Genomic DNA, 26,972 nt, shown 5'->3' on the forward strand with positions numbered 1-26,972 from the left:
AGGCTGCATTGTTAACTGCCCCTGACTTCACTCAGCGTTTCCAGCGTGCCAGAATGCCACAACTGCACATCGTTACGTCCGGCGCGCTTGACCTGATACAGCGCCTCATCGGCGCATCTCAGCCATTCATGAATTGTCGCCGCATCGCATGCCGGTGCAATCCCGATACTCACCGAGCACTGAAAGGTAGATGAAGCCGGCAGCCGCAGCAGGGCAATCCCCTGTCTGATCTGCTCTGCCAGCAACATGATGCTGGTTTCATCCGCATCCCGCACAATCACACACAGCTCATCGCCGCCAAAGCGGGCAGGTATATCTTTCAGGCCGACGCTGTCACGCAGCAGTGCCGAAATTTCTGCCAGCAGGAAGTCGCCGGCTTCATGCCCGAAGGTGTCGTTAACCTGTTTGAAGTGATCGACATCCAGCAGCATCAGCCAGGCTTTACCCTCACCTCGCTGTGTACGTAAAAACTCGCTTTCAAGCCGCCGCTCAAAGAGACGTCGGTTAGGTATTTTCAGACCAGGATCCATCAGCGCAATGCGTTCCAGCTCCTGATTCTTCTTTCGCAGACTCAGGGTCAGATTGTGTGAAACCACGCTGAGCGCCAGCAGATAGCCGCTGGCGAGCGGCAGAGTCAGCCAGACGGTGCGGGTAGAGAAGGTCAGCTGCAAAGGCGCCTTTTCGGCTAACCAGGCCAGTAAAAAGGTCAACAGAAAGGCCTGCAGAGCAGACTTCAGCTGAACCCAACCGCCCGCCGAGTAACGATCAGAGATCAGTACCGCCATGATAATAATCGAGGGAAGCGGACTCAGCGCCATGGTTGCCACCCAGAAGCCGCCGAATGCGGCATCCAGCGTCAGATTCTTACGTTCAAAACCCGTGGGATCGCGCGATCGCAATGCCAGTCTGAAAGCGGCATAGGGCCAGACAAACGCATTAGTAAATAGCAGTGCGCAGAGTTCCAGGCTTTTTCCCAGCTCCATCAATACTGACAGAATGGGCAGGAAACAGAGAAAGGTGCCGAGCTGGCGCATCATGAACATGCGGCGCACAAATCGCGTTGATCGGCGCTTCAGCTGAATATCGTCAGGAGTGTAGTAATTCATATGCAGACTGAAGCAGCAACAGGTTATGGCAGTTTATCGGCAATTAATGAATTAAGGTAAACTATTTACAGAATATTCTTATTGCGGGCCGCGAAAGGCATCTCGTCAGCCTGTGACTTGTGTGCCGGGGACGATGGCAGTCAGGGGACATTAGCAGTAATGTGAGAAGATACCGCGCGCCATGAATACGCGCGGAAGCTTTTTATCGGCGGCCTTTAACCACTGAGGCAGACCAGTTGAAATCGCTGATTTCACTGGCGGTCATTGAAGAAGGTTTTTTCTTACGCAGCGGTTTTTTCTTCTCCTTCTCAGCCTGCGCCCTCTCCTTCTCCAGTTTGCTGGTCATGATGATCTGACGAGCTTCACTATTGAATTCTTTCTCTTTTTTGCTATCAGGCTCTTTACCGGTTCGTTGACGGTACTTCTCGGCCAGGCCCTTATAGGTTTGCTCGACGGCCAGTCGTTCATCAGCGTTGAACTGATCAATGGAAATCATCTTTTTATCGTTCATAGCGGCGTGTCCTGTGGCGAGTTATTCCGGCAAGTGTACCGCATTTGCGGTCCGTTAACGCAGGGAATGGCATTAATCCGGTGAGCTGCTGATTCCGTCAGCACATGCAGCCCGGTAATTTCTCTGAAACCTGCGCTTAGCCCTGTAAAAAATAGGGTTATCTCTTAATATAAAACTAATGTTCATCAGGTTTACTGGCAGTGACCACGTACTGCCGAGGAGCTGAAGGAATGATAAAAGAGACCGATCGCCTGTCACAGGCACTATTACGGCGGCATGGGATTGGCGTTAAACAGAAACGTATACACTTCCGTGGCAGGGATTTGCTGTTTCAGCTGCACAACGCCCGCTATGAGGTGTTCAACGGCGATCGCTGTATTGCAACCGTCGATACCAACAATATCAATGAAGCCATTAAGCAGTTTAAAGCGCTGGACCATCCAGGGGAGAAATAGCCATGCCAGACTATCGTCTGTTTCAGAAAGAGCAAACAGTCAGAGCCGTGAACACTGAGCGGCAGGATCAGCAGGACGCGTTAATGGCTGATGGCTATAAGATGGTGTGGGACGTGGTGCATGCCGATAACGCCGATGCCGCGCTGCTGCGCTATCAGCAATTGCGTCACGAAGAGGATAATGCTGAGCAGAGTTTCGCAACCGATTCAGTTTCAGGTAGCCTGATGAAACTGATATCCCGCTGAGTCAGTGCGGGGCTGAAGGTATAAAGCCAAAGTTACTGTTAATTCATGCTGTGCTGATTAGAATAAAGAAAATTTCCCGAATACAGGTTTCTGATGAAAATCACCATTCACAAAGAAGATGAGCTGTTTATGCACAACTTCTTTGCTGCGCCATGCCACACCGTTGAAACAGACTCACCACAGGCACAACAGATTCAGCAATCGCTTCAGCTGGCCATCCAGCAAAAAGGTGCAGAGGCCGATGGCGACTGGAAACGTAGCCTGACTTTTCTGATTCTGTTTCTCTTTTTATATGCTGCGCTGGGTGCCTCGCTGACGCTTGATCTCAGCACCACTGGCACGCCTCATAAGAGTATTGAATATGCGCTGGAAGCGATTCCGGTGCTGATCGCCTTCTCCGGCTTCTTCATCTCTATTCTCTATCTGTTCCTGACCCGCGCCAGCGCGCGTAAACAGCGTAACTGGGAAAGGACTATCCTGGTGCTGGAGAAATACTCCATCGGAAATCTGTTTAAAGCGACGCATACCCAGGGCGGTGGTACCAGCAACTACTCCGTGCCCAACCTTTCTATTTCGCTCGCGCTGTTTATCTGCCTGACCTGGCTGGTGATTTATAACTATCTGACATTTACCACCAGCGGAGTGTTTGGCAGTGTCATCTCCCTGTTTATCAGCACCATGGTGTATGTGATTCTGGATATTCAGCTGCTTAAGCCTTTTACCCATGTTGTTGAGAAAGAAGAAGCGGAAAAGAGTGACACGGATAAAGAGCAGGATTAACTGCGCCTGGTAAACGTCAAAACAGATACCCGGTCAATGAGCCGGGTATTTTTTTTCTAATCAGAACGATCTTGCTGTAAGACCCCTGCCGCACGGAGTTCAATGAGGTGAGTTGATATTAAAACATTTAAGTATGTTGTAACTATATGCAGGGCTTTATCTTTCGGGTTCAGCCCGTGTAAAAGTCTGACGGCCCGCTTTCACAGCGGGCCGTATTCATCACCAGTGGGTTTTCTGCATATCAATGACAAAACGATATTTCACATCGCTGGTCAGCATACGTTCAAAGGCAGTTTCGACCTCTTCACCTGTGATCATCTCAACATCAGCCGTGATGTTGTGCTGACCACAGAAGTCAAGCATCTGCTGCGTCTCCTGGATGCTGCCAATTGAGGTGCCAGTGATGCTCAGGCGACGAAACACCATCGGTGTCACATTCGGTGACGGATGAGGTTGATCGGGAATGCCCACCAGCACCAGCTGACCATTGGTTTTCAGTGCACCGAGATAAGGATCGAGGTCGTGTGGTGCAGCGACACAGTCCAGAATGATGTCCAGTGACGCCTGGCAGTCAGCCATTTGTGCGGCGTCTCGCGAGATCACCACGTTCTTAGCGCCGAGCCGGCGTGCATCTTCCCCTTTCGCCGGAGAAGTCGTAAACAGGGTGACTTCTGCGCCCAGCGCGCTGGCCAGTTTAACCGCCATATGGCCCAATCCTCCGAGCCCGACCACACCCACACGATCGCCTGCTTTGACGTTAAAATGCTGCAACGGTGACCAGACGGTCACGCCAGCGCACAGCAGCGGTGCCACCGCATTCAGCGCCAGATTGTCGGGCACCGTGACCACAAAGTGCTGGTCGGCGATGACATGCTGGGCATAGCCGCCAAATGTCGTATTGCCGGTGTATTTATCCGTGCCGTTGTAGGTCGGCGTGAAACCCGCCTCACAATATTGCTCTTCCTGCTGCTGACAGAAATGGCATTCACCGCACGAGTCGACCATCACGCCAACGCCAACCGTTTCCCCGGCGGCAAATTTAGTGACGTTGCCCCCCACTGCCACAACGCGTCCGACAATTTCGTGACCGGGAACCAGCGGATAGCGGCTGACGCCCCATTCATTACGGGCCATATGCAGATCGGAGTGACAGACACCGCAGTAAAGAATTTCGATTTTCACATCGTCAGCCTGCACCTCGCGTAACTCTACCTGGCCTGCCCGCAGCGGCTGGTCTGCCTGGGACGCTATCAGCGCGTTAATTTTCATCTGTTGCCTCTTCTCACCTGGTGGTCGTAAAGAAAGCGGCCCACTATAGACACACGGAAACCCATTTGGTAGTAGTTACCTTTTGGTTACCATACTAATTGGGAAGTCACTATGCCGGTCTGGGTTGAAGGAAAACTTTGCTTTTATGCGGATTCACCGCCGCGCCGCCTGCTGGAGCTCTTTTCGGTGAAGTGGAGCACGATGGTGCTGCATGCGCTCTATCACTGGCCGGAAAATCGGGCACGCACGGGTGAACTGGAGCGCAGCCTGCAGGGTATTTCGAAGAAGATGCTGATTCAGACGCTGCGTGAGCTGGAGCAGCGCGGACTGGTGTCGCGTCAGGTGTGGCAGGTGGTGCCACCAAAAGTGGAATACAGCCTCACGCCGCTGGGGCATACCTTCGCACAGCCAATAGAGCAGATGTATCAGTGGGGACTGGAGAATCAGGCTGCGCTGGATGAAATGGAACATCACGCGCGCAGCCATCAGGAGAGTGGCGGATAGAAGGCCGCCAGTTCTCACGCAGTGCAGGCTTAATCGAACGGGAATTCGCGCGCCAGCACGCGGGAAATGACATTCAGCGCGCCTTCATCATTGTTGCTCTGAGTCTGATAGCGCGCCACGGCAGCGACCGAATCAGCGGCATTGGCCATTGAGAAACTGAAGCAGGCCTGACGCAGCATCTCAATATCATTGGCGCTGTCACCAATCGCCAGCACTTCGCAATCGCTGATGCCCCACTTTTCCTGCAGCAGCGCAATGCCGTGTGCCTTATGGCAGCCGGGAATAATGAGATCAATAAAGCCAAAACCGCTGGATACCGGATGCATGATGTTTTCCAGCTCGCCCAGACGGGAATGCAGTCTTTGCAGCAGTGCATCAACCCCTTCGTGCTCCAGCTTCAGCGAGAATTTGAAAATGGTGTCGTCGATGGCATAGAGGTCATCGCGTTTTTCCAGCCGGTGATAGTGGTTTGCAAGCATTGCCATCACCTCATCAGAGGTGGATGAATGCATATAGGCGCCGTTGCGTCCACAGACCACGACCGCGATGTCAGGTTCATGCGCCAGGATATCGAGGATCTTATGCACTTTCTCCTGAGCTAACTCTCCGCAGAAGATCTCTTCATTACAGTCAGAAACCCATGCGCCATTTTCCGCCACGAAAGCGATCTCATCTTTGATGTCGGGAAAATAGCGCTGCAGCTGGTAATACTGATTACCACTGGCCACCACAAAACGGATGCCCTTCTGCTTCAGCAGCGCATACTGACGTGAAAACCGCTGAACGTTGTACTGCTTATTGTCGTCCAGAAAGGTGCCGTCCATATCCACCGCAATCATCTTAACCGCCATCTCGCCTGCCCCTATACGTTCGCCGTTCTGTCCTTTCGGCTGATTGATTTGATTCATAAAGCTTACTCGCTGTGTGGATTAATGAGAATGCAAATAGTGACTTTGCTAACGGCTTTCAGAGCGTTCCGGTTCCGGAGTTGTGTTATCACGCACGTTTTTTTTCGTTAAAAGGATGTTAACCTCAGTCGAATATTACGAATGAAGGTTATTTTAATTACATTCGTAACTCAACCCCCAGATATTCAGGAGCACGAGATGCGTGAAGATTCCCGATCAACCCCTTTACCTGACGACGTCAAAACCGCTATTCGCGAGATGAAACAGCAGTTACGTCAACAGATTGGTGATGTCGATGCCCTTTTCCGTCAGGTTTGCGACAACATCACTGCTGCGATTGCTGAAGCAAAAGCAGATGAAAAGCGCACGGGCAGTGCCTGGCCGGTAGTGCCCATGCAGGACATTGCAGCGGGAAAGGTTTCGGATGAAACCCGGGCGATGATTAAACGTCGCGGCTGTGTGGTAATTAAGCAGCACTTCGCGCGTGAGCAGGCGCTGGCATGGGATAAGTCGATGCTCGACTATCTGGATCACAACCGGTTTGACGAACACTATCGCGGCCCCGGAGATGACTTTTTTGGATCGCTGGCCGCCTCCCGCCCCGAAATCTATCCGATTTACTGGTCACAGGCGCAAATGCAGGCGCGGCAGAGCGCGGCAATGGCTGACGCGCAATCTTTTCTGAACCGGTTATGGAAGTCTGAATCACAGGGAAAGCAGTGGTTTGACCCGGATGTCAGCGTTATCTATCCCGATCGCATCCGTCGCCGCTTGCCGGGCACCACCTCGAAGGGATTAGGCGCCCATACCGATTCCGGCGCGCTGGAACGCTGGTTACTCCCCGCGTATCAGCAGGTTTTCAGTAAGCTGTTTCACGGTGATTTTGCCGCTTACGACCCCTGGGATGCAGCTCACCGCACCGAAGTGGATGAGTATGATCTGCCGGGTACCACCAAATGTTCCGTGTTCCGGACCTTTCAGGGCTGGACCGCACTCTCCGATATGATCCCCGGTCAGGGCCTGCTGCACGTGGTGCCGGTGCCGCAGGCGATGGCCTATGTTCTGCTGCGCCCGCTGCTTTCAGACGTACCTGAAGATGAACTGTGCGGCGTCGCGCCGGGCCGGGTGTTGCCCGTTAATGAACAGTGGCATCCGCACCTGATTGCAGGACTCTGTTCGATACCGGCCTTAGAGGCGGGCGATTCGGTATGGTGGCACTGTGATGTGATCCACGCCGTTGCACCGGTTGAAGATCAGCAGGGCTGGGGCAATGTGATGTATATCCCCGCTGCACCTATGTGTGACAAAAACCGCGCCTATGCCCGGCGGGTTGCACAGGCCCTGGAGCAGGGACGTTCACCGGGAGATTTTCCGCCGGAAGATTATGAAACAGAGTGGGGCCAGCGTTTTACGCTGCAGGACCTCAATCTTAACGGACGCCGGTCGCTGGATTTGTCCTGATCCCAATCCCGCGTTGTACACCAGCGCGGGATATCCCTGTTACACTGGAGCTTCTTTTTTTCTGCGAAACGCAATTATGAACCCGCGACATCATCAGATTATTCAACTGGTTAATAGCCGGGGCAGCGTAACGGTCAGCGAACTGGCGCAGCTTACCGGGGTTTCTGAAGTGACGGTGCGGCAGGATCTCACGCTGCTGGAACGCGACCGGTTGCTGCGGCGGGTTCACGGTTCCGCGCTGGCGCTGGACAGCGATAACGTCGGCACCCGCATGAATACCCGCTATCCCATCAAGCAGGCGCTGGCACGACATGCGGCCAGTCTGGTTCAGGCGGGTGAATCGGTCTTCATCGAAGGCGGCAGCACCAATGCGCTGCTGGCGCGTGCGCTGGCTGACCGCGCCGATCTTACGCTGATTACCGTCAGTCACTATATTGCCCAGCTTCTTCGGGAAGCCACCTGTGAGGTGATTGTGCTCGGTGGCCTGCTGCAGAAAAGCAGTGAGTCAGTAGTCGGCCCGCTGACGCGGTATTCCATCCAGCAGGTTCATTTTCACCGGGCATTTGTTGGCGTGGATGGCTGGCATCCGGAGACCGGTTTTACCGGCCGCAACATGCTGCGCTGTGATGTGGTGGATGCCGTGCTGGCGAAAGGCGCTGAGAGCTATGCCCTGACCGACGCCTCCAAGTTTGGTCAGATTCACCCTTATCCGCTTTCATCCGGTTATCAGGTCGGGCACGTGATTACCGATGAGACGCTGGATGCGGCGGCGGCAGCGCAGCTCAGGGAAAAGGCGATAGAGGTGATACAGATCGCCGCAGGTTAAGCAGAACGGCCGGGGCCTTTAGTAACGGAGTCCCGCATCATCAGGCTGGCCGTGAAGGGTGCCTGAGTATGCCAGTCTCCGCCATCAAGCATGTTCAGCAGGCGGTTAATCGTCTCATCGATCATCTCGGTGACCGGCAGTTTCATGCTGGATAACGACGGCGTGATGAAGGGCGCCAGCGGAATATCATCGAAGCCAATCACCGAAACCTGCCCGGGTACCGCGATGTTGCATTCAGTCAGACGTTTGATGGCACCAATCGCCATCTCATCATTACTCGCCACCAGCGCGCTGAATGTCACCCTGCGTTCCAGCAGCTGGTCCACGGCCGCCATACCGCTCTGCGCCGTCCATTTACCGGTCACGATTCGCCGGGAATCGGCTTCAATGCCCTGTGCGGCCAGCGCAGCGTGATAGCCGGAAAGTCGCTCGACGCCGGTCGGCGAATCGAGTGAACCGGTGATAAACGCGATCTCGCGATGCCCCTGATTCAGCAGATGGCTCACCGCCGTGGCGCTGCTGGCGTGCTGATCGCTGTAAATGCAGTAGCTATGGTTGACGCGCAGCCGCCGGTTGATCACCAGTATCGGCTGTTTGTGCCGGGAGATAATCGCATCCAGCGCGTCAATGCTCAGGAAGCGCGGATAGATAATAATGCCGTCACAGCGCAGATCGAGCAGAAACTGTATCGCCGCCTCTTCCTGCTCAGCGGTGTGTTTGCCGTCCGCCAGAATCAGCTGGCGGCCCTGCTGCTCCAGTATGCGCGCGGAGTGTGCCATTAGTTCAGTGAAGTAGCTGCCGCTGTAGAGCGTATTGGTGATCACCAGTCCAATGGTCTGAGAGGTTTTTGTCGCCAGGTTGCGCGCCAGCAGATTGGGCCGGTATCCGGTTTCGGCAATCGCCTTCAGTACTTTTTCGCGCTTTTCCTGCCCGACATAGCCATTGCCCGAGAGCACACGTGACACTGTCGCTTTTGAGACGCCCGCCCTGTTTGCCACTTCCTGAATCGTTGCCATGGTGATGCTCCTTTGCTGCGTCGTCCTGCAGTCTACCTAAGCCTCTCAATCTTGGAAATATTTACCCCGCCTTAGTATGAAGTTACCTGGCAGCATCAGGTGATGGAGTTCACAAAAAAGAGATCTTGATGATTTTGGCGCTTGTCGGCGCTGTGAAAGCACTTCATGATTTTGTGAAACCGGTTTCCTATTTGCCTGTCCGCAGGCGCAAAAACATAAAAACTTTGACCGATTTACCCTACAGAGAAGAGCGATCATGCCCAGAAATTATGCCGAGGTGTCACGCGCCATTGTCGATGCGCTAGGCGGCCTCACCAATATCGAAGCCGTAACCCACTGCATGACCCGCCTGCGGTTTGTGGTGAAAGATGAAACGCAGGTCGACTACCCCCGCCTGAAAGCAATCAATGGCGTTATGGGCGTGGTGCACAATGATACCCAGTGCCAGGTGATCATCGGTAATAACGTTGCGCAGGCTTATCAGGCGGTGCTGGAACTGGGATCGCCCGGTGCGGCTTCGACTCTCCCGGTGAAACGCAAAATCACCCTGAGAGGCATCGGCGCGGGTATTCTGGATGCGCTGGTGGGCACCATGTCGCCGCTGATTCCGGCCATTATTGGCGGGTCAATGGTTAAGCTGCTGGCGATGATCCTGGATATGGCGGGCGTGTTTGAGAAAGGCTCATCAACGCTGGTCATCCTCAACGTGATTGGCGATGGCGCATTCTTCTTCCTGCCGATCATGGTGGCCGCCTCTGCGGCGCTGAAATTCAAAACGAACATGTCGCTGGCGATCGCCATTGCCGGTGTACTGGTTCATCCCAACTTTGTTGAACTGATGGCGAAAGCGGCACAGGGTCAGGCGGTGGAATTTGCTTACATCCCGGTGACCGCGGTGAAATATACCTATACGGTGATCCCGGCGCTGGTGATGACCTGGATCCTGTCGCACATCGAGCGCGGCGTGGATCGTATTACCCCTGCCGTCACTAAAAACTTCCTGAAACCGATGCTGATTGTGCTGATTGCGGCACCCATTGCGATTGTTCTGATTGGTCCGATTGGTATCTGGATCGGCAGCGGCATCTCCGCGCTGGTCTACACCGTGCATGGCTATCTTGGCTGGCTTTCCGTCGCGATTATGGGCGCAATCTGGCCGCTGCTGGTGATGACCGGGATGCATCGGGTGTTCACCCCCACCATCATCCAGACCATTGCCGAAACCGGCAAAGAGGGCATGGTGATGCCGTCAGAGATTGGTGCCAACCTCTCGCTGGGAGGATCGTCGCTGGCGGTGGCGTTCCGGACCAAAAACCGTGAACTGCGCCAGACCGCGCTGGCAGCGGCGGCATCAGCGATTATTGCCGGCATTTCAGAACCGGCGCTGTATGGCGTTGCGGTCCGCTTAAAACGACCGCTGATCGCCTGTCTGATCAGTGGTTTTATCTGTGGCGCGGTCGCGGGCATTGGCGGGCTGGCCAGCCACTCCATGGCCTCTCCCGGCCTGTTTACCAGCGTACAGTTCTTCGATCCTACCAATCCCATGAGTATTGTCTGGGTCGGTGCGGTCATGGTGTTGTCTGTGGTGCTGTCATTTGTGCTGACGCTGCTGTTAGGTTTTGAAGATATTCCTGAAACCGAACCCGAAACCAAAACCGCACCCGAAAGCGCAACGCAACCTGCGCCCGTTACCGAACGCGCTAACGCGATTAATAGCCACTAAAGGAAAGGGTCACGCTGACCCGGAAAAGAGGATTGCATGTCTGATTCAAGGTTTCCGCAAGGATTTTTATGGGGCGGCGCACTGGCCGCCAACCAGAGTGAAGGCGGCTTTCGTGAAGGCGGAAAGGGCTTAACCACCGTCGACATGATTCCACATGGCCCGCACCGTTTGCCGGTCAAACTCGGTCTGGAAAAGCGTTTTACCCTGCGTGACGATGAATTTTATCCCAGCCATGAAGCCATCGATTTTTATCACTGCTATCCGGAAGACATTGCGCTGATGGCGGAGATGGGGTTCAGCGTGTTCCGCACGTCGATTGCCTGGAGCCGTCTCTATCCCAATGGCGATGAACTGACGCCCAATCCGCAAGGCATCGCCTTTTACCGCGCGGTCTTTGAGGAGTGCCGGAAATATAATATCGAACCGCTGGTCACGCTCTGTCACTTTGATGTGCCGATGCATCTGGTGACTGAATATGGCTCGTGGCGCAATCGCAAAATGGTCGACTTTTTTGCCCGCTATGCCCGCAGCTGCTTCGAGGCATTTGATGGCCTGGTGAAATACTGGCTGACCTTCAATGAGATTAATATCCTGCTGCACAGCCCGTTTTCCGGCGCCGGTCTGGTGTTCGAACCCGGTGAGAACAAGGATCAGGTAAAGTATCAGGCGGCCCATCATGAACTGGTCGCCAGCGCGCTGGTGACGCGCATCGCGCATGAAGTGAATCCGATGAACCAGGTCGGCTGCATGCTGGCAGGCGGCAACTTCTATCCCTGGTCGAGCAAACCGGAAGATGTCTGGGCTGCGCTGGAAAAGGATCGCGAAAACCTGTTCTTTATTGATGTGCAGGCGCGCGGAGCCTATCCGGCCTACGCCGCGCGCGTGTTCCGTGAAAAAGGTGTGACGCTTGAGATCGCTGACGGCGATGCCGACATTCTGAAAAACAGCGTCGATTTTGTCTCGTTCAGCTATTACGCCTCACGTTGCGCCTCGGCCGAGATGAACGAGCAGAACAGCAGCGCCGCCAATGTGGTGAAATCCCTGACCAATCCGCATGTACCGCGCAGTGAGTGGGGCTGGGGTATCGATCCGCTCGGCTTACGCATCACGATGAATATGATGTATGACCGCTATCAGAAGCCGCTGTTTCTGGTGGAGAATGGCCTGGGCGCGCGCGATGAGATCGAATCAAATGGCGAGATCAACGATGATTACCGCATCAGTTATCTGCGCGAACATATCCGCGCCATGGGCGACGCAATTGAGGATGGCGTGCCAGTGATGGGTTACACCAGCTGGGGCTGTATCGATCTGGTTGCCGCCTCAACGGGTGAAATGAGCAAGCGCTACGGATTTGTCTATGTTGACCGCGACGACCTGGGTAACGGCACGCTGGCGCGCACGCGGAAGAAATCCTTCTGGTGGTACAAAAAAGTCATCGCCAGTAATGGTGCGGATCTTGAGTGACAACGTCACTTAAATTCTATCGTCATGCTGTTACTGTCGCGACAACCACACCTGAACAGAACGCTTATTTCTGCCGTTGTACTCCGGCAGTAATTATCGTATAACCAATGTCTCCGAGGGGTGTCCTGTAATGGGCTGAGATGGCGTAAGCCGAACCCTTTGAACCTGATCTGGGTCATGCCAGCGAAGGGACGGGTCGGCAGATTTTCTGCGTCATCTCCTGCAACATTCCCTGTTCCAGACCGTATGCCCGGATCTCCCTGTTACTGGAGATCCTATGTCACATCCGCTTTTCGACACCGGCTTTTATGGTCGTCTGCGCCAGCAGGCGGGCAGTCAATGGCACGCCTATATCGGGCACGATTTTGTGCGGCAACTCGGTCAGGGCAACCTGCCACCCGCCGCCTTCCGCCACTATCTCACCCAGGATTATCTGTTTCTGTTGCACTTCGCCCGTGCCTGGGGCCTGCTGATCAGCAAACTTTCCGAGCCAGCAGCCTTACGCAGCGCAACGGCATCGCTTAACGCCATCGTCAGCGAACTGCCACTTCACCAGGCTTACTGCCAGCAATGGGGCATCAGCGAGGCGGCTATGGCGAGTGAACCCGAAGCCGTGGAAACGCTCAACTACACCCGCTACGTGCTGGACGTGGGTCACACCGGGGATGCGCTGGAACTGCTGACCGCGCTGATGCCGTGCGTTGCCGGTTACGCTGAAATTGGCCTGACACTACTGCATGATCCCGCAACCCGCTTTGAGGGGAATCCTTACGCGGCATGGATAGAAAATTACGGCGACGAAGCCTATCTGGCTGGCGTTCGCTCCTCACTTTCACTGTTTGAAACCCTGGCCCGGCAGCGCGCCGGTGAACAGCGGTTTAACCCGCTGGCGGAGATCTTCACCACCGCGACCCGGCTGGAAGCCGCCTTCTGGCAGATGGGTCTCAACCATGCTGCCGCCCAGCGGATCAGCTCATGAACCTGCCGTGCAGTCCGGTGCCGCCAGGCATTTCAATTCGCCAGCTCAGCCTGAATTATGGCCAGCAGCCACTCTTCAGCCAGCTTGATCTGGAGATCGCGGGCGGTGCTTTTACCGCTTTACTGGGTGCCAGCGGCGTCGGAAAAAGCAGCCTGATGCGGGTCATTGCGGGTCTGACGCCACCCACCGCCGGGCAGGTCAGCGGCAGCGACGGCCTGCCACTGACCGGACGCATCGCCTGGATGGGGCAACAGGATCTGCTCTATCCGTGGCTGACGGTTGAACAAAATGTCTGTCTCGCCAGTCGCCTGAAAGGTGAAAGGGCCGATCGCGACTGGGCGCAGCATCTGCTGATGCGGGTAGGTCTTAGCCATTCTGCAAATGCGCGACCCGCGACTCTTTCCGGCGGGATGCGTCAGCGCGCCGCGCTGGCCCGCACCCTCTACACCCGTCAGCCCGTTGTGCTGATGGATGAGCCCTTCTCCGCACTGGATGCACTCACCCGCGCTCAGATCCAGACGCTGGCCGCAGAAGTGCTGGTCGGACACACCGTGCTGCTGATTACCCATGACGCCGCTGAAGCGAGTCGGCTCAGTCACCACGTGCTTATGATCGGTTCTGCGGGAATTGAAACCTGCCCGCCCCTGGCGGGCCAGCCACCGCGGGCTGCAGACGACATACAGGTATTGCAGAGTCAGGCCGCATTGCTGAAGCAGCTGAGCAGGATAGCGGGATGAGATTACACAAAGGTTTTGCCGGTCTTCACCGCGGAGTGATGCTGTTTGCCGGACTGATTGCGCTGTGGTGGCTCGCCACGCTGACTTCGGTTCCGGCCTTTCTGCTGCCCTCACCCGCTGCGGTCGCCATCGAACTGTGGCAAAACGCAGGTTATCTCGGCCATCACACTTTGATTACCCTGACCGAGATCGTCAGCGGCATGGCCCTCGGCGTGCTGCTGGGGAGTGTGCTGGCGCTGGGCATGACCTTTTCGCCATGGCTGCAGCGCTGGATGATGCCGCTGGTGATCACCAGCCAGGCGATTCCGGTTTTTGCCCTGGCGCCGCTGCTGGTGCTCTGGTTTGGTTTCGGCATGGGCGCCAAAGTCGCGATGGCCGTCCTGGTAATCTTCTTCCCGGTGACCTCCGCCTTTTTTGATGGCCTGCGTCGCGTCACGCCCGGCTATCTCGATCTGGCTCGTACGCTGGGCGCATCACCTGCAGCGCAACTGCGCCATGTCCGGCTGTTAGCCGCGCTGCCAGCCCTGGGCTCAGGATTGCGGATGGCGGCAGCCGTCGCGCCAATAGGCGCAATCATCGGTGAATGGGTCGGCTCGGCCGAAGGGCTGGGCTACGTGATGCTGAATGCCAACGCCCGGATGCAGAGCGACCTCTGTTTCGCCGCCTTGTTTATTCTGGTGCTGATGACGCTGGCCCTGTGGCTGACCCTCGACATCCTGCTACGCCGCCTGATTACCTGGGCACCCGAGACACATTAATGACCATACCAATGAGAAAACCCATGACAAAAATGCCTTTGTTTACCCTGCTGTTCAGCGCCACTTTAGCCACACAGGCTCAGGCGATGGAGAAACTGACACTGGTGCTCGACTGGTATATCAATCCCGATCACGCACCCATTATGGTGGCCCAGCAGACCGGCGCGTTTGCGGCAGAAGGGCTGGAGGTTAACATTGTGCCGCCTTCCGATCCGGCGCTGCCGCCGCGTCTGGTGGCAGCCAGGCAGGCGGACTTAGCGATTACCTATCAGCCGCAGCTGCATTTCTTCGCCGATCAGGGATTGCCCTTGATGCGGGTGGGTACGTTGATTAACAGTCCGCTGAATACGCTGATGACGTTAGACGAAACGGTAAAAAAACCAGCCGATTTAAAAGGGAAACGTATCGGCTATTCGGTCAGCGGCATTGAACAGGCGACGCTGGCGACCATGCTGAACCATGATGGCGTTAAGGCCGATCAGGTTAAGCTGGTTAACGTCAATTTCCAGCTCACCAGTGCCCTGATGACCGGGCAGGTGGATGCCGTTATCGGCGGCTATCGCAATATTGAAGCGCTTGATATGAAACAGCACGGTAAAAACCCGGTAGTCTTCAACGTCGAGGATTATGGTGTTCCGGCCTATGACGAACTGATCATCGTCGCCAACCGTGATGAGGCACACTCGGAGAAAATCAAAAAGTTTTTGCGGGCACTGAAGAAGGGTAATGCGCAGTTGCAGGCGCACCCGGAGGAGAGCTGGCAGGCTTTTGCCCGCGCGCATCCGGAGCTGAACACGCCGCTGAATCATCAGGCATGGCGTGCTACCCTGCCGCTGTTCGCTGCCGATCCGGCAAAACTGGATCGCGCACGCTATCAGGCTTACGAGCAATTTCTGTTTGATAACAAGCTGATTAAAAGCATCACGCCGGTTGAGCGCTACGCCACCGGCAGTGAGTAATAAGAGAGCCCGCAACGATCGCTGCGGGCCATTTGCCTGGCATCACTTCTGATAAAGCCAGTGTTCAATATCGCTGGCTGGCAGTGGTTTTGAAAAGAAGTAGCCCTGGATTTGATCGCAACCGTAAGTTTTCAGCAACGTCAGGGTGGCTTCCGTCTCAACGCCCTCAGCCAACACGGTATAGTTCAGCTCTTTCAGCATCTGAATAATGCATCTGACGATGATTTTTGATGCATCATCTTCACCCATACGCGAGATCAGGGATCGGTCGATCTTGATCACATCCAGCGGGATATCCTGCAGATAGCTGATGTTGCTGTAGCCAGTGCCGAAATCATCCAGCGAGATCACAAAGCCGTGTGATTTCAGCGCTTCCAGCCCGCTGATCGCCACATTGGTTTTGGTGATCAGTTCATTCTCCAGGCACTCAATGCCCAGAATAGAATTGGGTAACTGAGCCGCCGCTAATTTTGCCACCAGCCGATCGGCAAAATCGGGCTTTGCGAAGTCGCGTTCGCTGACGTTGATCGAAACCGGAATCAAATCGTACTCGCGATCCCAGCGCGTAAGCTGCTCAATAGTGTGATCGATAACCCAGTTGGTCAGATCGGAAATCAGGTTGGTTTTACCCGCTAACGGAATGAATTCTGAAGGGAAAAGCTCGCCCCGCTCAGGATGATTCCAGCGGATAAGCGCCTCCAGCCCGACCGTTTTACCGCTTTTGAGACACACTTTAGGCTGCCAGGCCAGGTAAAGCTCTTCGTCTTTATTCAGCGCCTGAGCCAGATCGTTCATGATCATAAAGTCATCGGTGCGCCGCGAGTCGTAACTCTCTTCAAAACACATTGCACTGATGTTCTCATCCACCGCCTCATGCAGCGCGCTCACGGCCTGACGCACCGTTTCATTGGCATCCATCTGGCCCGGTACAAACTCTGTTTCACCGGTAAAGACATCCAGGTCGAGCGTGATATTTTCCGCCAGATCGGCCTTCATGCCCTTAAACAGGTCGATCATGTTATGTGCGGTATAACGACCCGAGTAAGGCTGAACAATGGCAAAACGGCCTGGGGCGAAAGTATAGAGCGTCTCATTCTCCGGAAGATTGAGCCGGTGAGCGACATCCTGCGCCATCTGCTTTAGCAGTTTCTCCATCGGCGCAATGCCCACCGCACGGGAAAGCTCATAGGCGCGAATGATGTCGAGGCAGTCGATAAGAATCAGGCGAAAGCGGCTCTGTGGTGCGACAAGGGTCAGTTGCTGAATATCACGAATCAGACGTGGGCGATTCGGCAGGTGCGTAATGACGTCGGCAAAACCCGCATTGTTCCAGGCATCCAGAAATGAGGTGACCAGCGTAGCCAGTGAGCGCAGCGTAGCGAGTTTCTCATCCGTAAAGGGATGTGGCTGGGTGTCGGTGACGCAGAGCGTGCCCAGCACCGCACCGTCGAGGTTCTGCAGCGAGACACCGGCGTAGAAACGAATATGCGGATCGCCTTTCACAAATGGGTGCGTGACAAAGCGCTCATCCAGTAAGGTGTCATACACCACCAGATGTCCCTCACCATCAATGACGTGGCGGCAAAGAGATTCATCACGGGTCGATTGCTTAAGATCGAAGTTGCGGGACGCTTTAATATATTGGTTATGATCGTCAATAATTGAAATGAAGCTGCCAGAAATACCCAGCACCTGGCTGGCGAGATTAACGAATCTTTCCAGCACCTTATCCCGGGCTTCATCCGGGGACAAAAGTGCCTTGATCGCACTCAGACGTTTTACGTCGCTGCCATTTTGCTCGTTATGCACTGAAACCTCTCCTATGCAGGCGCAAAAATCGAAAATAATTTAGCTCAGAAATGCTCAATTAGCGCCCAATTATCAGATAAATAGCGGCTCAATCTGACAGTACTTTCACAGTGAAACAGTGTCGCATGATATCTGATCGCTGTCGAAATCATTTAACGCTCTTCTTTCATGTGCGCAACCTGCGGCGACTCCGTCCTGAAGCCCAGACCGATCAGGCGTCCCAGTACAAAACGCAGAAACGGCAGGCGCTGGATAATCACGGGAACCTTGCTGCTTCCCGTAGGTTTTCTTTTTGCTTTGCTGCGGCTCATTTTGATCTGCAAAAACTGTGTGGCGACGGTAGGGAACTGACGGCGCTTCTGCACTTTTTCCAGGTCGCGCAGCTGCAGTTCTCCTCGCTTCAGAGGATCGGTCAAAAGATTCGCCGTCGCTACCGCATCCTGAATCGCCAGATTTACGCCAACCCCACCAATCGGCGACATGGCATGCGCCGCATCACCAATGCAGAGAAGCCCGGGCTTCGCCCACTTATCCAGGCGGTCAATACGTATCGTCAACAGTTTGAACGCCTCCCAGCTCTCGATTTCCGCCATGCGCGTCGCTTCAAAGGGCGAAAGGGCCGCCACTTCTGATTTAAACGCGTCGAGTCCGGCGGCCTGTTTCGCTTCAAACTCCCCTTTCGGAATGGTCAGTCCGCACTGCCAGTAGTCGCCGCGATCGATAACAATAAAGTTCTGGCGTGGCCCTTTATGGCCCATGCCCAAATCGGGATCCTGCGGCTGTTTACTTAAGCGGAACCAGATGACATCGCGTGCTGCGCCGAACTCCTGTCCGGTCAGTCCCGCCGCTTCGCGTACGCGTGAATGGCGGCCATCTGCACCGACCACCAGTTTACAGCGGATGTGCAGTTGCTGATTCCCGCGGGAAGCTATCACACCACCGACCTTGCCATTTTCAACATTCAGCGACTCAAAAGAGGTCGACTGCAGCAGGCTGAAGCCCGAATACCGGGCGCTCTGTTCAGCCATATAGTTCAGGAAATCCCACTGCGGCATAAAGGCGATAAAACGGCACTGAACCGGCAGGCGTGAGAAATCGGCCATCGTAATACTCTGTCCGCCGATTTCCGCCTCCAGCTTTTCAGCACGCTGATGCGGCAGCGTCAGGAAAGATTCCAGCAGACCGAGCTGGTGCATAATTTCCAGCGTCGAGGGATGGATGGTGTCACCGCGAAAATCGTGGAGAAAATCGGCGTGCTTTTCGATCACCACCACGCGCAGGCCTGCGCGGGCGAACAGATAACCCAGCATTAATCCGGCCGGGCCACCGCCGACGATACAACAGTCAGCGGTGAGAATTTCAGTGGAATGTGGCTGCATGTCAGCTCCCTGTCACGCCAGTATTGCTATGATTATTGCGTCGACCGTGGCGACATTGCCGCAGTCGGTCGGGGATATTGTGCTCAGGCTAATCACTCAATGCGATTAATATCAACTGAAAACTGCCGAAGACCCGATCCTGTCCTCAGCAGTCAGGAGACCATCATGAACGTGATCCGCAACACGCTGTTTATTCTGCCGCTGTTAAGCCCGCTGATTGTGGCAGCCGCACCCTACGACACGCTGAAGTTTGCGCTGCGTCAGCAGCAGATAACTGACGATCTGCGCCAGAAGTGCCAGTTATCACCAGCCATCTCCGATGAAAAACTGCGTCAGACGTTTCTTAACGATAAGCATAACCAGAAGCAGAATCAGGTCACGCTGACTGCGGCGGCTCAGGCGCTGAAAAACCAGGATGATCCAGCCTACCGCGAACGCATGGCGCAAGTGGTTTGTCCACCACAGACGAATTAACCCTTTACCCCGATGAAATTGATCCTGACGTTTGTTTTCACCCTATCACTCAGTAAACTGGCCCGCTGGTCTGGTTGAACAAGAATGTCTCTCAATGAATGAAGAATCACCGCAGCCGGTTTATGTTCCCCGCTCCATCGCGGCGCGCAGTCGGATGTTTCGCGTCCTGCTCTATCGTGATAAAACGCCGCTGGCGATGCTGTTCTGTGCCGCGCTGGTCGGTACGCTGGTTGGCCTGGCGGGCGTGGCGTTTGCCCGGGCCGTTGAAACAATACAGCAGTGGCGTGCTGACACGCTTATACCATCGCAGTTTCAGGGCTGGATGCTCTACGCCGCCGCCTTTGCCATCTCGGCTCTGCTGGCGATGGTGGGATATTTTCTCGTCAGGCGCTTTGCTCCCGAAGCGGGTGGCTCCGGTATCCCTGAAATTGAAGGGGCGCTGGAAGAGCTGAGGCCTGTGCGCTGGTGGCGGGTGATTCCGGTGAAGTTCTTTGGCGGCATGGGCACGCTGGGTGCCGGTATGGTGCTGGGCCGGGAAGGCCCGACAGTGCAGCTGGGCGGGAACATTGGCCGCATGGTCATTGATATTCTGGGGATGCGCAGCAATGAGGCACGTCATACGCTGCTGGCAACCGGCGCGGCGGCCGGTCTGGCGGCGGCGTTTAATGCGCCGCTGGCAGGCATCCTGTTTATCATCGAGGAGATGCGTCCGCAATTCCGCTATAACCTGATTTCAATTAAAGCCGTGTTTACCGGTGTGATTATGGCCAGCATTGTGTTCCGCTGTTTCAACGGCGAACAGGCGGTGATCTCCGTCGGCAAGCTGGCTGATGCGCCCGTGCAGACGCTGTGGCTCTATCTGGTGCTCGGGATGATAATCGGTATGGTCGGCGTCCTGTTTAACCGCCTGATATTTATCACGCAGGACCTTTTTGCGCGCTTTTATGCCGGTAAAACGGCGCGCGTGGTGCTGGCCGGTGCATTGCTAGGCGGCAGTTGCGGTATTCTGGCTCTGCTGTTTGCACCTGGCGCAGGCGGCGGTTCAGAACTGATTCCACAGGCGGTCCATGGCGTCTTTCCGTTCACCCTGCTGCTGATCATCTTTCTGGTCAGGCTGGTGACCACCCTGCTCTGTTTTGGCTCAGGTGCGCCGGGCGGTATTTTTGCGCCGATGCTGGCGCTGGGTACGCTGCTCGGCACAGCCTTTGGGGTGGCCATGTCGGACCTCTTCCCGTTTTATCATCTGGAAGCGGGCACCTTTGCTATCGCGGGGATGGGAGCACTTTTTGCGGCGTCGGTAAGGGCACCGCTGACCGGTATCGTACTGGTGCTGGAGATGACCGATAACTATCAGCTGATATTGCCGATGATTATTACCTGTCTGGGCGCTACGCTGCTGGCGCAGTTTCTGGGAGGGAAACCACTCTACTCATCAATCCTCGCCCGCACCCTGGCGCGTCAGGCAGAAGCTACCCGCCCGTAGGGGCGGGTGACCGGCTTAATTACTTACCATCAAAATAGTCAGCAGGCATCTGTCCAGGTGCCTGATTGATCACTTCATCGTTATCTGGACCTTCATTCTTCATATAGGTCACTTTCGCAAACTCTGGAATGATCACATACGGATAGGCCGGCCCTTCATCGCGGAAGCGGTGCATATCTTCAATGAAGTCATTCTGATAACAGATAGTTTTTTCCGGATGCTGACCTTCACCGGCAATCCACTGCGGGAAGAAAATTGTGCCGTGAACCAGGGTGCGATTCAGATCAAACAGCAGGCTGACGCAGGTGCCGGTGGGCTCATGCCAGTCTACTTTGTAGATGCCCGGGGCGAACTGAATCGCATGCATTTTCTGGTTTGTCACCCAGCGGCCACCTACCAATCCCTGATGAATGCGGTAGTCGCAGGTGGTTTCGTTGCGAGCGTACCACTCATATTTCCAGCCATTATCGTAGGTATAGACAAAATGCGTACCGACGAACTGTGAAAGATCGCTGGAGATATTCTCTGGAGATTCTGCAGACATTTTAACCTCTGTTTGAATAGCGCACTTAACAGGCGCAGATGAATTTCAAAAGAAAGCTATAGCGCAATAACTCGATGAATATTGACTATGACGCAGATTGATTTTTTTGCCATCTGAAAAAGGAAATGGTTCGCAACGGGTAAATTAAAAACCCCTAAAAAAACCCTTCCCGGCTCCCTGAAGGCAATAGAATCCTGAAAAGAGATACTTTCATATGAATTACTAGTGGAAACTTATAGATGCATAGTTGTCAGGTGAGAAATCTATCAGTCATCTATCACCATGCTGAGTAAGTCTTTCTTCAGTATATTTTGGACATAGATCTTATTTTTCAATAAGTTGAAAAGTATAACATATGCATTTTCCTTTTTTGGGTTGATTATGTTTTCATCATTACTTTGCCAGATAAGACCCTGTCAGGACAATTTGAACATGGGGACGTTGATGTGGCGTTGCTGACGCCAGAGACCACGCCGCCGACATTGCATACGCAGCAACTGTTCAATGAAGAATATGTTTGTCTGCTGAGTGAAAATCATCCTCTGGCGGGCAGTGCGACGCTGTCGCTGGATGAGTTTTGTGCGCAGGATCATGCGCTGGTTTCGTGGCCCGTCGGAAAATTTCATGGGGTCACCGACCAGGCTTTGGCTGCAATTGGCCGGGCCCGACGTGCAACGCTCTCAGTTTGCAGTTTTCTGGTGCTCCCGGAAATTTTGCGCGTCACTGATTTGGTAAGCGTGGTACCGAAACGACTGGCGGTCGACACTACGGGTCTGGTCATGTTGCCAGCACCGCTGATCATCCCTAACTTCAGCAAAATCATGGCCTGGCATAACCGAACCCATCATCACAAAGGGCATGAGTGGCTGCGTGAACGACTGGCGTCCGTGGCTAAAACGGTGGTGTATTAACAGGGATAGCGGACTGCGGCTCACTGTTTTGCGATTTTGTTTAAGCAACAGACAGGATAACGGGGCGTTATATCGCATTCTGTCCTACGTCGAAAAGGCAAAATCGCGCTTTGCTATGTCGATAGCGGGGTAAAAATTGATGCTGGGGAATTCAGGAAAAAGAGTGTTGAACTGAGGAAAAAATAGCAGGAGAATAAATCGCGCGTGAATCACTTTAAATATTATCGAGAAAAGCTGCTTTGATAATGTTAATTACTCATATTTACGTTCTGAAAAGAACTGACAGACATCGTAAAAAGATAAAAGCCCTGACTGAAATAGCCAGGGCTTTTAAGGTACTACAGATTTTACGTTTACCATTAACTAACTTAATTGATAGGTACTACTTCGGTACTGCTATTTATGAACAGATCCTGCGGATAATAATGATCACGATACTTAAATGTCACTATTATTAGCGGTTTCAACCACCTGATAGTCTTTCAGGAGACAAAGACAGGTCAGGCCCGTATAAATCTGCACACCCCCATCGCGATATATACTCTTTGATGCGTTGCCTTACTTTCATTACGACGTTTAAACCGCAATCGTATCCTGTCGTAACGTAACGTTCAGAACTACGAGGCCTTACATCATCGCGACGCGATACTACATACTTCTTAAAGACTTACTTCGACTCCATTTAACAGGGTTATCTTAACTAACGAACAGTTTTAAAGAACAATGTTTAACAGAACCACCGACAAGTTCAACTCACAAATTTGTCGGGCCTTTTTACTTTACTCATAACGCTTTTGTTTCCGGTTTATCAGGGCAACTGCACGCCGCTGATGAGTCCTACTTTACGGATATAAAAAACGATGTCAACACTGGTTTTAAAAACATGTTTATATTTGCAGTGAATTTTTTAGGCAATAATTTTGCTTTGAAGCGCCCGTAAATTTATTATCAATATTAAGAAAAATTGACCCCTAATCTATTCAACCTGAATAATTAAGCAGGTCACTATCTGCCCCGGCACTTAACTGAAGGAATAAAAAAAGGCGCCCGCAGGCGCCCTCAGAACTCAGCATGCTGTAAAGAGCTTTATTTTGCCAGGCTTGCCAGTAAAACCTTCGCGGTCTCGGCTGATGAACCTGGGTTCTGACCGGTAATCAGCAAACCGTCCTGAACCGTGTAGGACTGCCAGTCATCACCGCGTGAGTAGAGACCCCTGTTCTGTTTCAGCACATCTTCAACCAGGAACGGCACCACCTCAGTCAGGCCAACGCCCTCTTCTTCACTGTTCGTGAAGCCAGTAACTTTCTTTCCTTTGACCAGAGGCGTGCCATCAGCATTTTTCACATCACGCAGGACACCTGGAGCATGACAGACCAGCGCAACCGGTTTGCCCGCCTGCAGGGTTTGCTCAATCAGCGAAATGGAGTGTTTGTCGTTTGCCAGATCCCATAAAGGACCATGGCCGCCTGGATAGAAAACGGCATCAAACGCTTCCTGATCAACAGTATCAAGCTTGACGGTCGAGGCCAGTACTGCCTGAGCAGCAGAATCGGCATGGAAGCGGCGGGTCTCATCAGTCTGAGAATCGGGTTCATCACTTTTTGGATCGAGTGGAGGCTGTCCGCCCTTCGGTGAAGCCAGGGTAATCTCTGCGCCCGCATCAAGAAATGCATAGTAAGGTGCGGCAAGTTCTTCCAGCCAGAAACCGGTCTTCTTGCCAGTGGTGCCCAACTCATCATGCGAGGTCAAAACCATTAAAATTTTCATTTCCGCTCCATATCACAGTTAGTCGGTTTCAGGTGTAAGTATAGTCAGAACCAGCGTCTGAGCCGCTATCTTCTGCGTTGACCCGTTAATCATGGCGGGGTTACGAATATTTATGAAATTTATTTCTTCAATTTCAGTTATTCACATAGCATTATAGCTTAATGAAATACGATCTGAATTTACTGCCAGTTTTGCTGGTCATGATGGAAGAGCGCAACGTTACCCGCGCAGCGGAACGGCTTGGCATAACCCAGCCGGCGCTTTCTAATGCATTAAACCGGCTGCGTGAAACGCTCAACGATCCGCTATTTATCCGCGAGCGTTACGGGATGCGACCGACGCCGAAAGCGGAACAGCTGGCTCAAGTGGTCGGTGCTGCGCTGTCATCGATCGACAAGGTTATTCTTGGCCAGCAGGACTTTGATCCGCTTCATGCCACCCGGCTCTTCACGCTTGCGCCTAACAGCTATGTCGAATTCATCATGATGCCTGCCATCGTGGCTCGTCTGAGGAGCTGTGCGCCCGGCATCCGACTCCGCCTCACTCCTTTTGGCAATGACGTCACTGAAACCGGTGTGATTTCAGGTAATACCGATATGGTGCTGGGCCGTATCGTGGAGCCGCCCGACAATCTCGTCGTTCAGCACCTGATGAATGAAGGTCTGGCCTGCGTGATACGCGCCGATCATCCGCTGGTGGGCGAAAACCTCAGCGCGGAGCAATATGAGCAGCTAAAGCACGTCAACGTTCTGCCGCCTGGCCGTATGCGCGCCGGTTTATATCAGGCGCTTGAACAGCGAGGCCTGCGTCGTCAGGTTGCAGTCTCCGTCACACACTTTCTGGCCGTGCCGGAAATGATTGCGGTCACGGACTACTGCGCGACCCTGCCGCGTTTGATCTGTCAGCACCTTTCACGCGATCAGCGGCTCAGAATCATTCCCGCGCCGGTTGACCTGGGCACCTTTCCGGTTGAAATGGGCTGGCATGCACGCTATCGCGACGATCCTGCCCATCGCTGGTTCAGGGCGTTGATAACGGAGACGGCACAGTCGCTGTCTGATCCTCAGATAAACAATTAGCACGATCACCATTGCCGCACTAATAGTTAATATTGATATCATAACCTGAGTTACTATTATTCCCATCGGAGGCAAACATCCTCCCAATTCATAACTCAGGAAAATGACAGCATTACTTTTGCAAACCCTGCCATATAGGGCCCTTAGGGGATTGTTCTGAGAGTAATTATTTGTTATGTACACTGCTATGTACAAAATATAAAACTAAGATCGAAGCCTATGAGTTACTCTGTAGTCGCAATTCTTTATTCAGTGCTACAAATTTTTCGGTAACGTTTCAGGTACCATAATCCTCTGTAGTCCTTCCCTTTCGATCATCTCTTCGCCGTGGGTCATAGCCAGTCTTCTGAATAATATTCCTGCAGGTGGGTGCTGAGCTGGAAAGCGACAGCATCGCCACACTTAGCCTTAAGCGTTGACTTTACGTTATACACAAGGCACTGCATGATACGCTCAGCCTTTTTGGCCAAAGCCACGACAAACTCGATCTAAACATCCCTCCAGCGGTGGCGCATGGTGGGTGCGATCATCTTATTCTTGCATTACGGGATCGTGAAACACTTAATGCCATGGCGTATGGCTTGGCGAAGGGCGAGAGGCTGGCACGTCGTGAAGGTTATAAAACATTTCGTCTGATTTTTGCCGCGAATTCACGCTTTTTCATGTCCGGAATCCTTTTCATGCCGGTGATATTTATGAAGATCCGACTACCGGAGTAGCAGCATCAGCTGCACTGGCAGGATATCTGAGGGACATCAGCTGGCCAAAAAGCGGCTCGGTCGAAATCAGCCAGGGTGAAGCTATAGAAGTAACCTCCCGCCGGCTGGTCAATATATCACCAGAGCAGGGAAGAGCGGTATCCAGGTCGCAGAGACAGTAAGGCGTCTGCGCTAAGTCAGCGCGGCCTGGTCTTTTTAAGAGTAATGGTGACGCATCTCATCCGGATAAACATGACAGGAAAGGATGTAGCTGAAAGTGCGGAAATACTTTTTTTTATCAGCATATAACCAATAGAGAAAAATCTTAACTATACAAAGCCAGTACCTGACTGTACTTCATCCGGAGTGGCCCGAATGACAGAACGCGCAGCATAATGTTGACTCGGGTGACGAGCTCCAGTTCCTGCACGGCCAGCACTCGCTGGCGCATTTCGCCGTCCTCTTCTGAAGTGTCATCCTCCTCCACGGCGGCGCGTAATGCTCTGCCATCACTGATAATCAGACAGGGTGTGCTGTTCAGGTTAACTGCATTGAGCATTTAGTAACATTGCTGTATTGCTCCGGTAATGTATGACATTGACATAAAAAACATAGCAGGAGGCTCTGAATTGAAGTCGAAAAAACCAAGATAATAGAGGAGGAAATTTACGGTAAATTACCGTTTATTCCTGATAAAAAGCCAATAAAAAGCATTTAAAATAACACATAGAGCTTCTTAACTTTTGGCTGGTGAATGGAATATCTCTGGCCATACTGCGTAGGCAGACGCGTACCGGGTGGAAAAAAACCGGGCATAGCGGCTTAAATGCATCCCAGAAGTTTCTGTCTTAGAGCTGTACACGTTGCATCCTGACCGGTGCAGCTGTTCGTTTTACATCAATAATGTAACTTACATTTTAGAATAAGCCAGATAAGGCACACCGCTTTGCACATAAAAAACCTGCACAGGGCAAGCTAACAGACTCAAAGAGGTTGATTGACATTTTTTCATAACATGTGGGCTATGGGTTCTCTGAAAAACGGTTTCACTGTAGCCGTTATTGCCTGACTAATCTGTTCCTGCAAACAGATCTTCTCGCCACCTATAAAACAGGCATAAAAAA

At 53.4% G+C, this 26,972-nt stretch carries 27 protein-coding genes and 1 riboswitch; of the genes, 17 read left to right on the plus strand and 10 right to left on the minus strand.

Going from position 1 to position 26,972, the window contains the following annotated elements; genetic code table 11:
* Positions 1–11: 11 nt before the first annotated feature.
* Both ACMGGP_RS22995 and ACMGGP_RS23000 read right to left on the minus strand, forming a co-directional pair.
* A complete protein-coding gene (locus tag ACMGGP_RS22995) occupies positions 12–1,106 on the minus strand; it encodes a sensor domain-containing diguanylate cyclase (protein WP_033773481.1) in 1,095 nt (364 codons plus the stop codon).
* A 202-nt stretch (positions 1,107–1,308) separates the two neighbouring features.
* Positions 1,309–1,617 carry a hypothetical protein gene (locus ACMGGP_RS23000; protein ID WP_498798962.1) on the minus strand — a complete coding sequence of 103 codons (309 nt, stop codon included), beginning with the start codon at positions 1,615–1,617 and terminating at the stop codon, positions 1,309–1,311.
* Positions 1,618–1,847: 230 nt separating this feature from the next.
* Here ACMGGP_RS23000 and ACMGGP_RS23005 point away from each other — a divergent pair, with 230 nt between their 5' ends.
* The 3 genes from ACMGGP_RS23005 (at position 1,848) to ACMGGP_RS23015 (ending at position 3,097) form a co-directional block, all read left to right on the plus strand.
* Positions 1,848–2,072: a hypothetical protein gene (locus ACMGGP_RS23005; protein WP_010246998.1), complete on the plus strand. Its 225-nt coding sequence runs from the start codon at positions 1,848–1,850 to the stop codon at positions 2,070–2,072.
* A gap of 2 nt (positions 2,073–2,074) precedes the next feature.
* Positions 2,075–2,317, plus strand: a complete 243-nt coding sequence (locus tag ACMGGP_RS23010; protein ID WP_498798963.1) for a hypothetical protein — start codon at positions 2,075–2,077, stop codon at positions 2,315–2,317.
* Positions 2,318–2,410: 93 nt separating this feature from the next.
* Positions 2,411–3,097, plus strand: a complete 687-nt coding sequence (locus ACMGGP_RS23015) for a RipA family octameric membrane protein (protein ID WP_010246994.1) — start codon at positions 2,411–2,413, stop codon at positions 3,095–3,097.
* Between the two features lie 219 nt (positions 3,098–3,316).
* On the opposite strand, the gene ACMGGP_RS23020 is transcribed toward ACMGGP_RS23015, so the two are convergent.
* Positions 3,317–4,366, minus strand: coding sequence for an NAD(P)-dependent alcohol dehydrogenase (locus tag ACMGGP_RS23020; protein ID WP_498798964.1), 1,050 nt, complete (start codon positions 4,364–4,366; stop codon positions 3,317–3,319).
* A 111-nt stretch (positions 4,367–4,477) separates the two neighbouring features.
* Between ACMGGP_RS23020 and ACMGGP_RS23025 the strand changes: the two genes are divergently transcribed.
* Positions 4,478–4,870 carry a winged helix-turn-helix transcriptional regulator gene (locus tag ACMGGP_RS23025; RefSeq protein ID WP_010246990.1) on the plus strand — a complete coding sequence of 131 codons (393 nt, stop codon included), beginning with the start codon at positions 4,478–4,480 and terminating at the stop codon, positions 4,868–4,870.
* 29 nt (positions 4,871–4,899) lie between these two features.
* Here ACMGGP_RS23025 and ACMGGP_RS23030 read toward each other — a convergent pair whose 3' ends face one another.
* Positions 4,900–5,778, minus strand: coding sequence for a Cof-type HAD-IIB family hydrolase (locus tag ACMGGP_RS23030; RefSeq protein ID WP_010246988.1), 879 nt, complete (start codon positions 5,776–5,778; stop codon positions 4,900–4,902).
* Between the two features lie 198 nt (positions 5,779–5,976).
* Here ACMGGP_RS23030 and ACMGGP_RS23035 point away from each other — a divergent pair, with 198 nt between their 5' ends.
* Both ACMGGP_RS23035 and ACMGGP_RS23040 read left to right on the plus strand, forming a co-directional pair.
* Positions 5,977–7,239, plus strand: a complete 1,263-nt coding sequence (locus tag ACMGGP_RS23035; RefSeq protein ID WP_124890637.1) for a DUF1479 domain-containing protein — start codon at positions 5,977–5,979, stop codon at positions 7,237–7,239.
* Between the two features lie 76 nt (positions 7,240–7,315).
* Complete coding sequence (locus ACMGGP_RS23040) at positions 7,316–8,065, plus strand: DeoR/GlpR family DNA-binding transcription regulator (RefSeq protein WP_124890638.1); 750 nt, start codon at positions 7,316–7,318, stop codon at positions 8,063–8,065.
* Here the strand turns inward: ACMGGP_RS23040 and ACMGGP_RS23045 are convergent.
* A complete protein-coding gene (locus ACMGGP_RS23045) occupies positions 8,062–9,081 on the minus strand; it encodes a LacI family DNA-binding transcriptional regulator (RefSeq protein ID WP_060679288.1) in 1,020 nt (339 codons plus the stop codon). The genes ACMGGP_RS23040 and ACMGGP_RS23045 overlap by 4 nt on opposite strands.
* 256 nt (positions 9,082–9,337) lie before the next feature.
* Here ACMGGP_RS23045 and ascF point away from each other — a divergent pair, with 256 nt between their 5' ends.
* The 6 genes from ascF to ACMGGP_RS23075 all read left to right on the plus strand — a co-directional run bounded on the left by ascF (position 9,338) and on the right by ACMGGP_RS23075 (position 15,704).
* A complete protein-coding gene (gene ascF / locus ACMGGP_RS23050) occupies positions 9,338–10,804 on the plus strand; it encodes a PTS cellobiose/arbutin/salicin transporter subunit IIBC (RefSeq protein ID WP_498798965.1) in 1,467 nt (488 codons plus the stop codon).
* A gap of 36 nt (positions 10,805–10,840) precedes the next feature.
* Positions 10,841–12,271 (plus strand): 6-phospho-beta-glucosidase, encoded by a 1,431-nt coding sequence (locus ACMGGP_RS23055; protein WP_187492885.1) that lies wholly within the window; start codon positions 10,841–10,843, stop codon positions 12,269–12,271.
* Between the two features lie 106 nt (positions 12,272–12,377).
* Positions 12,378–12,480: riboswitch (TPP riboswitch) on the plus strand.
* A 68-nt stretch (positions 12,481–12,548) separates the two neighbouring features.
* Positions 12,549–13,250 (plus strand): TenA family protein, encoded by a 702-nt coding sequence (locus tag ACMGGP_RS23060; protein WP_346556504.1) that lies wholly within the window; start codon positions 12,549–12,551, stop codon positions 13,248–13,250.
* Positions 13,247–13,987 (plus strand): ABC transporter ATP-binding protein, encoded by a 741-nt coding sequence (locus ACMGGP_RS23065; protein ID WP_122889427.1) that lies wholly within the window; start codon positions 13,247–13,249, stop codon positions 13,985–13,987. The genes ACMGGP_RS23060 and ACMGGP_RS23065 overlap by 4 nt, the downstream gene beginning before the upstream one ends.
* Positions 13,984–14,745 carry an ABC transporter permease gene (locus ACMGGP_RS23070; RefSeq protein WP_060679294.1) on the plus strand — a complete coding sequence of 254 codons (762 nt, stop codon included), beginning with the start codon at positions 13,984–13,986 and terminating at the stop codon, positions 14,743–14,745. Before ACMGGP_RS23065 ends, ACMGGP_RS23070 begins: the two co-directional genes overlap by 4 nt.
* Positions 14,746–14,768: 23 nt before the next feature.
* Positions 14,769–15,704 carry an ABC transporter substrate-binding protein gene (locus ACMGGP_RS23075; protein WP_498798966.1) on the plus strand — a complete coding sequence of 312 codons (936 nt, stop codon included), beginning with the start codon at positions 14,769–14,771 and terminating at the stop codon, positions 15,702–15,704.
* 42 nt (positions 15,705–15,746) lie between these two features.
* Here ACMGGP_RS23075 and ACMGGP_RS23080 read toward each other — a convergent pair whose 3' ends face one another.
* Positions 15,747–17,513, minus strand: coding sequence for a sensor domain-containing phosphodiesterase (locus ACMGGP_RS23080; RefSeq protein ID WP_033768844.1), 1,767 nt, complete (start codon positions 17,511–17,513; stop codon positions 15,747–15,749).
* Positions 17,514–17,665: 152 nt separating this feature from the next.
* Entirely contained in the window at positions 17,666–18,892 is a 1,227-nt protein-coding gene (locus ACMGGP_RS23085) for an FAD-dependent oxidoreductase (protein WP_187496406.1), read from the minus strand.
* 165 nt (positions 18,893–19,057) lie between these two features.
* Here ACMGGP_RS23085 and ACMGGP_RS23090 point away from each other — a divergent pair, with 165 nt between their 5' ends.
* Entirely contained in the window at positions 19,058–19,366 is a 309-nt protein-coding gene (locus ACMGGP_RS23090) for a YicS family protein (protein ID WP_033780336.1), read from the plus strand.
* Between the two features lie 94 nt (positions 19,367–19,460).
* Positions 19,461–20,849 (plus strand): H(+)/Cl(-) exchange transporter ClcA, encoded by a 1,389-nt coding sequence (gene clcA, locus ACMGGP_RS23095; RefSeq protein ID WP_132499168.1) that lies wholly within the window; start codon positions 19,461–19,463, stop codon positions 20,847–20,849.
* A gap of 19 nt (positions 20,850–20,868) precedes the next feature.
* On the opposite strand, the gene ACMGGP_RS23100 is transcribed toward clcA, so the two are convergent.
* The gene (locus ACMGGP_RS23100; RefSeq protein ID WP_010246964.1) at positions 20,869–21,393 is read right to left on the minus strand and encodes a phenolic acid decarboxylase; all 525 of its coding nucleotides are present in this window, start codon (positions 21,391–21,393) and stop codon (positions 20,869–20,871) included.
* 398 nt (positions 21,394–21,791) lie between these two features.
* Between ACMGGP_RS23100 and ACMGGP_RS23105 the strand changes: the two genes are divergently transcribed.
* Positions 21,792–22,304 carry a LysR substrate-binding domain-containing protein gene (locus ACMGGP_RS23105; protein WP_249406841.1) on the plus strand — a complete coding sequence of 171 codons (513 nt, stop codon included), beginning with the start codon at positions 21,792–21,794 and terminating at the stop codon, positions 22,302–22,304.
* A gap of 1,086 nt (positions 22,305–23,390) precedes the next feature.
* On the opposite strand, the gene ACMGGP_RS23110 is transcribed toward ACMGGP_RS23105, so the two are convergent.
* On the minus strand, positions 23,391–24,071 hold the full coding sequence (locus ACMGGP_RS23110) for a type 1 glutamine amidotransferase domain-containing protein (RefSeq protein ID WP_498798967.1): 681 nt from the start codon (positions 24,069–24,071) through the stop codon (positions 23,391–23,393).
* 161 nt (positions 24,072–24,232) lie between these two features.
* Here ACMGGP_RS23110 and ACMGGP_RS23115 point away from each other — a divergent pair, with 161 nt between their 5' ends.
* Positions 24,233–25,150 (plus strand): LysR family transcriptional regulator, encoded by a 918-nt coding sequence (locus ACMGGP_RS23115; protein WP_010246961.1) that lies wholly within the window; start codon positions 24,233–24,235, stop codon positions 25,148–25,150.
* A gap of 625 nt (positions 25,151–25,775) precedes the next feature.
* Positions 25,776–26,030 carry a PhzF family phenazine biosynthesis protein gene (locus ACMGGP_RS23120; RefSeq protein WP_498798989.1) on the plus strand — a complete coding sequence of 85 codons (255 nt, stop codon included), beginning with the start codon at positions 25,776–25,778 and terminating at the stop codon, positions 26,028–26,030.
* A 143-nt stretch (positions 26,031–26,173) separates the two neighbouring features.
* On the opposite strand, the gene ACMGGP_RS23125 is transcribed toward ACMGGP_RS23120, so the two are convergent.
* Positions 26,174–26,407, minus strand: a complete 234-nt coding sequence (locus ACMGGP_RS23125; RefSeq protein WP_498798968.1) for a hypothetical protein — start codon at positions 26,405–26,407, stop codon at positions 26,174–26,176.
* Between the last annotated feature and the right edge of the window lie 565 nt (positions 26,408–26,972).

The sequence above is a fragment of the Curtobacterium sp. BNK-1 genome, from assembly GCF_048685235.1.
In the GTDB taxonomy this organism is placed as follows: domain Bacteria; phylum Pseudomonadota; class Gammaproteobacteria; order Enterobacterales; family Enterobacteriaceae; genus Pantoea; species Pantoea agglomerans.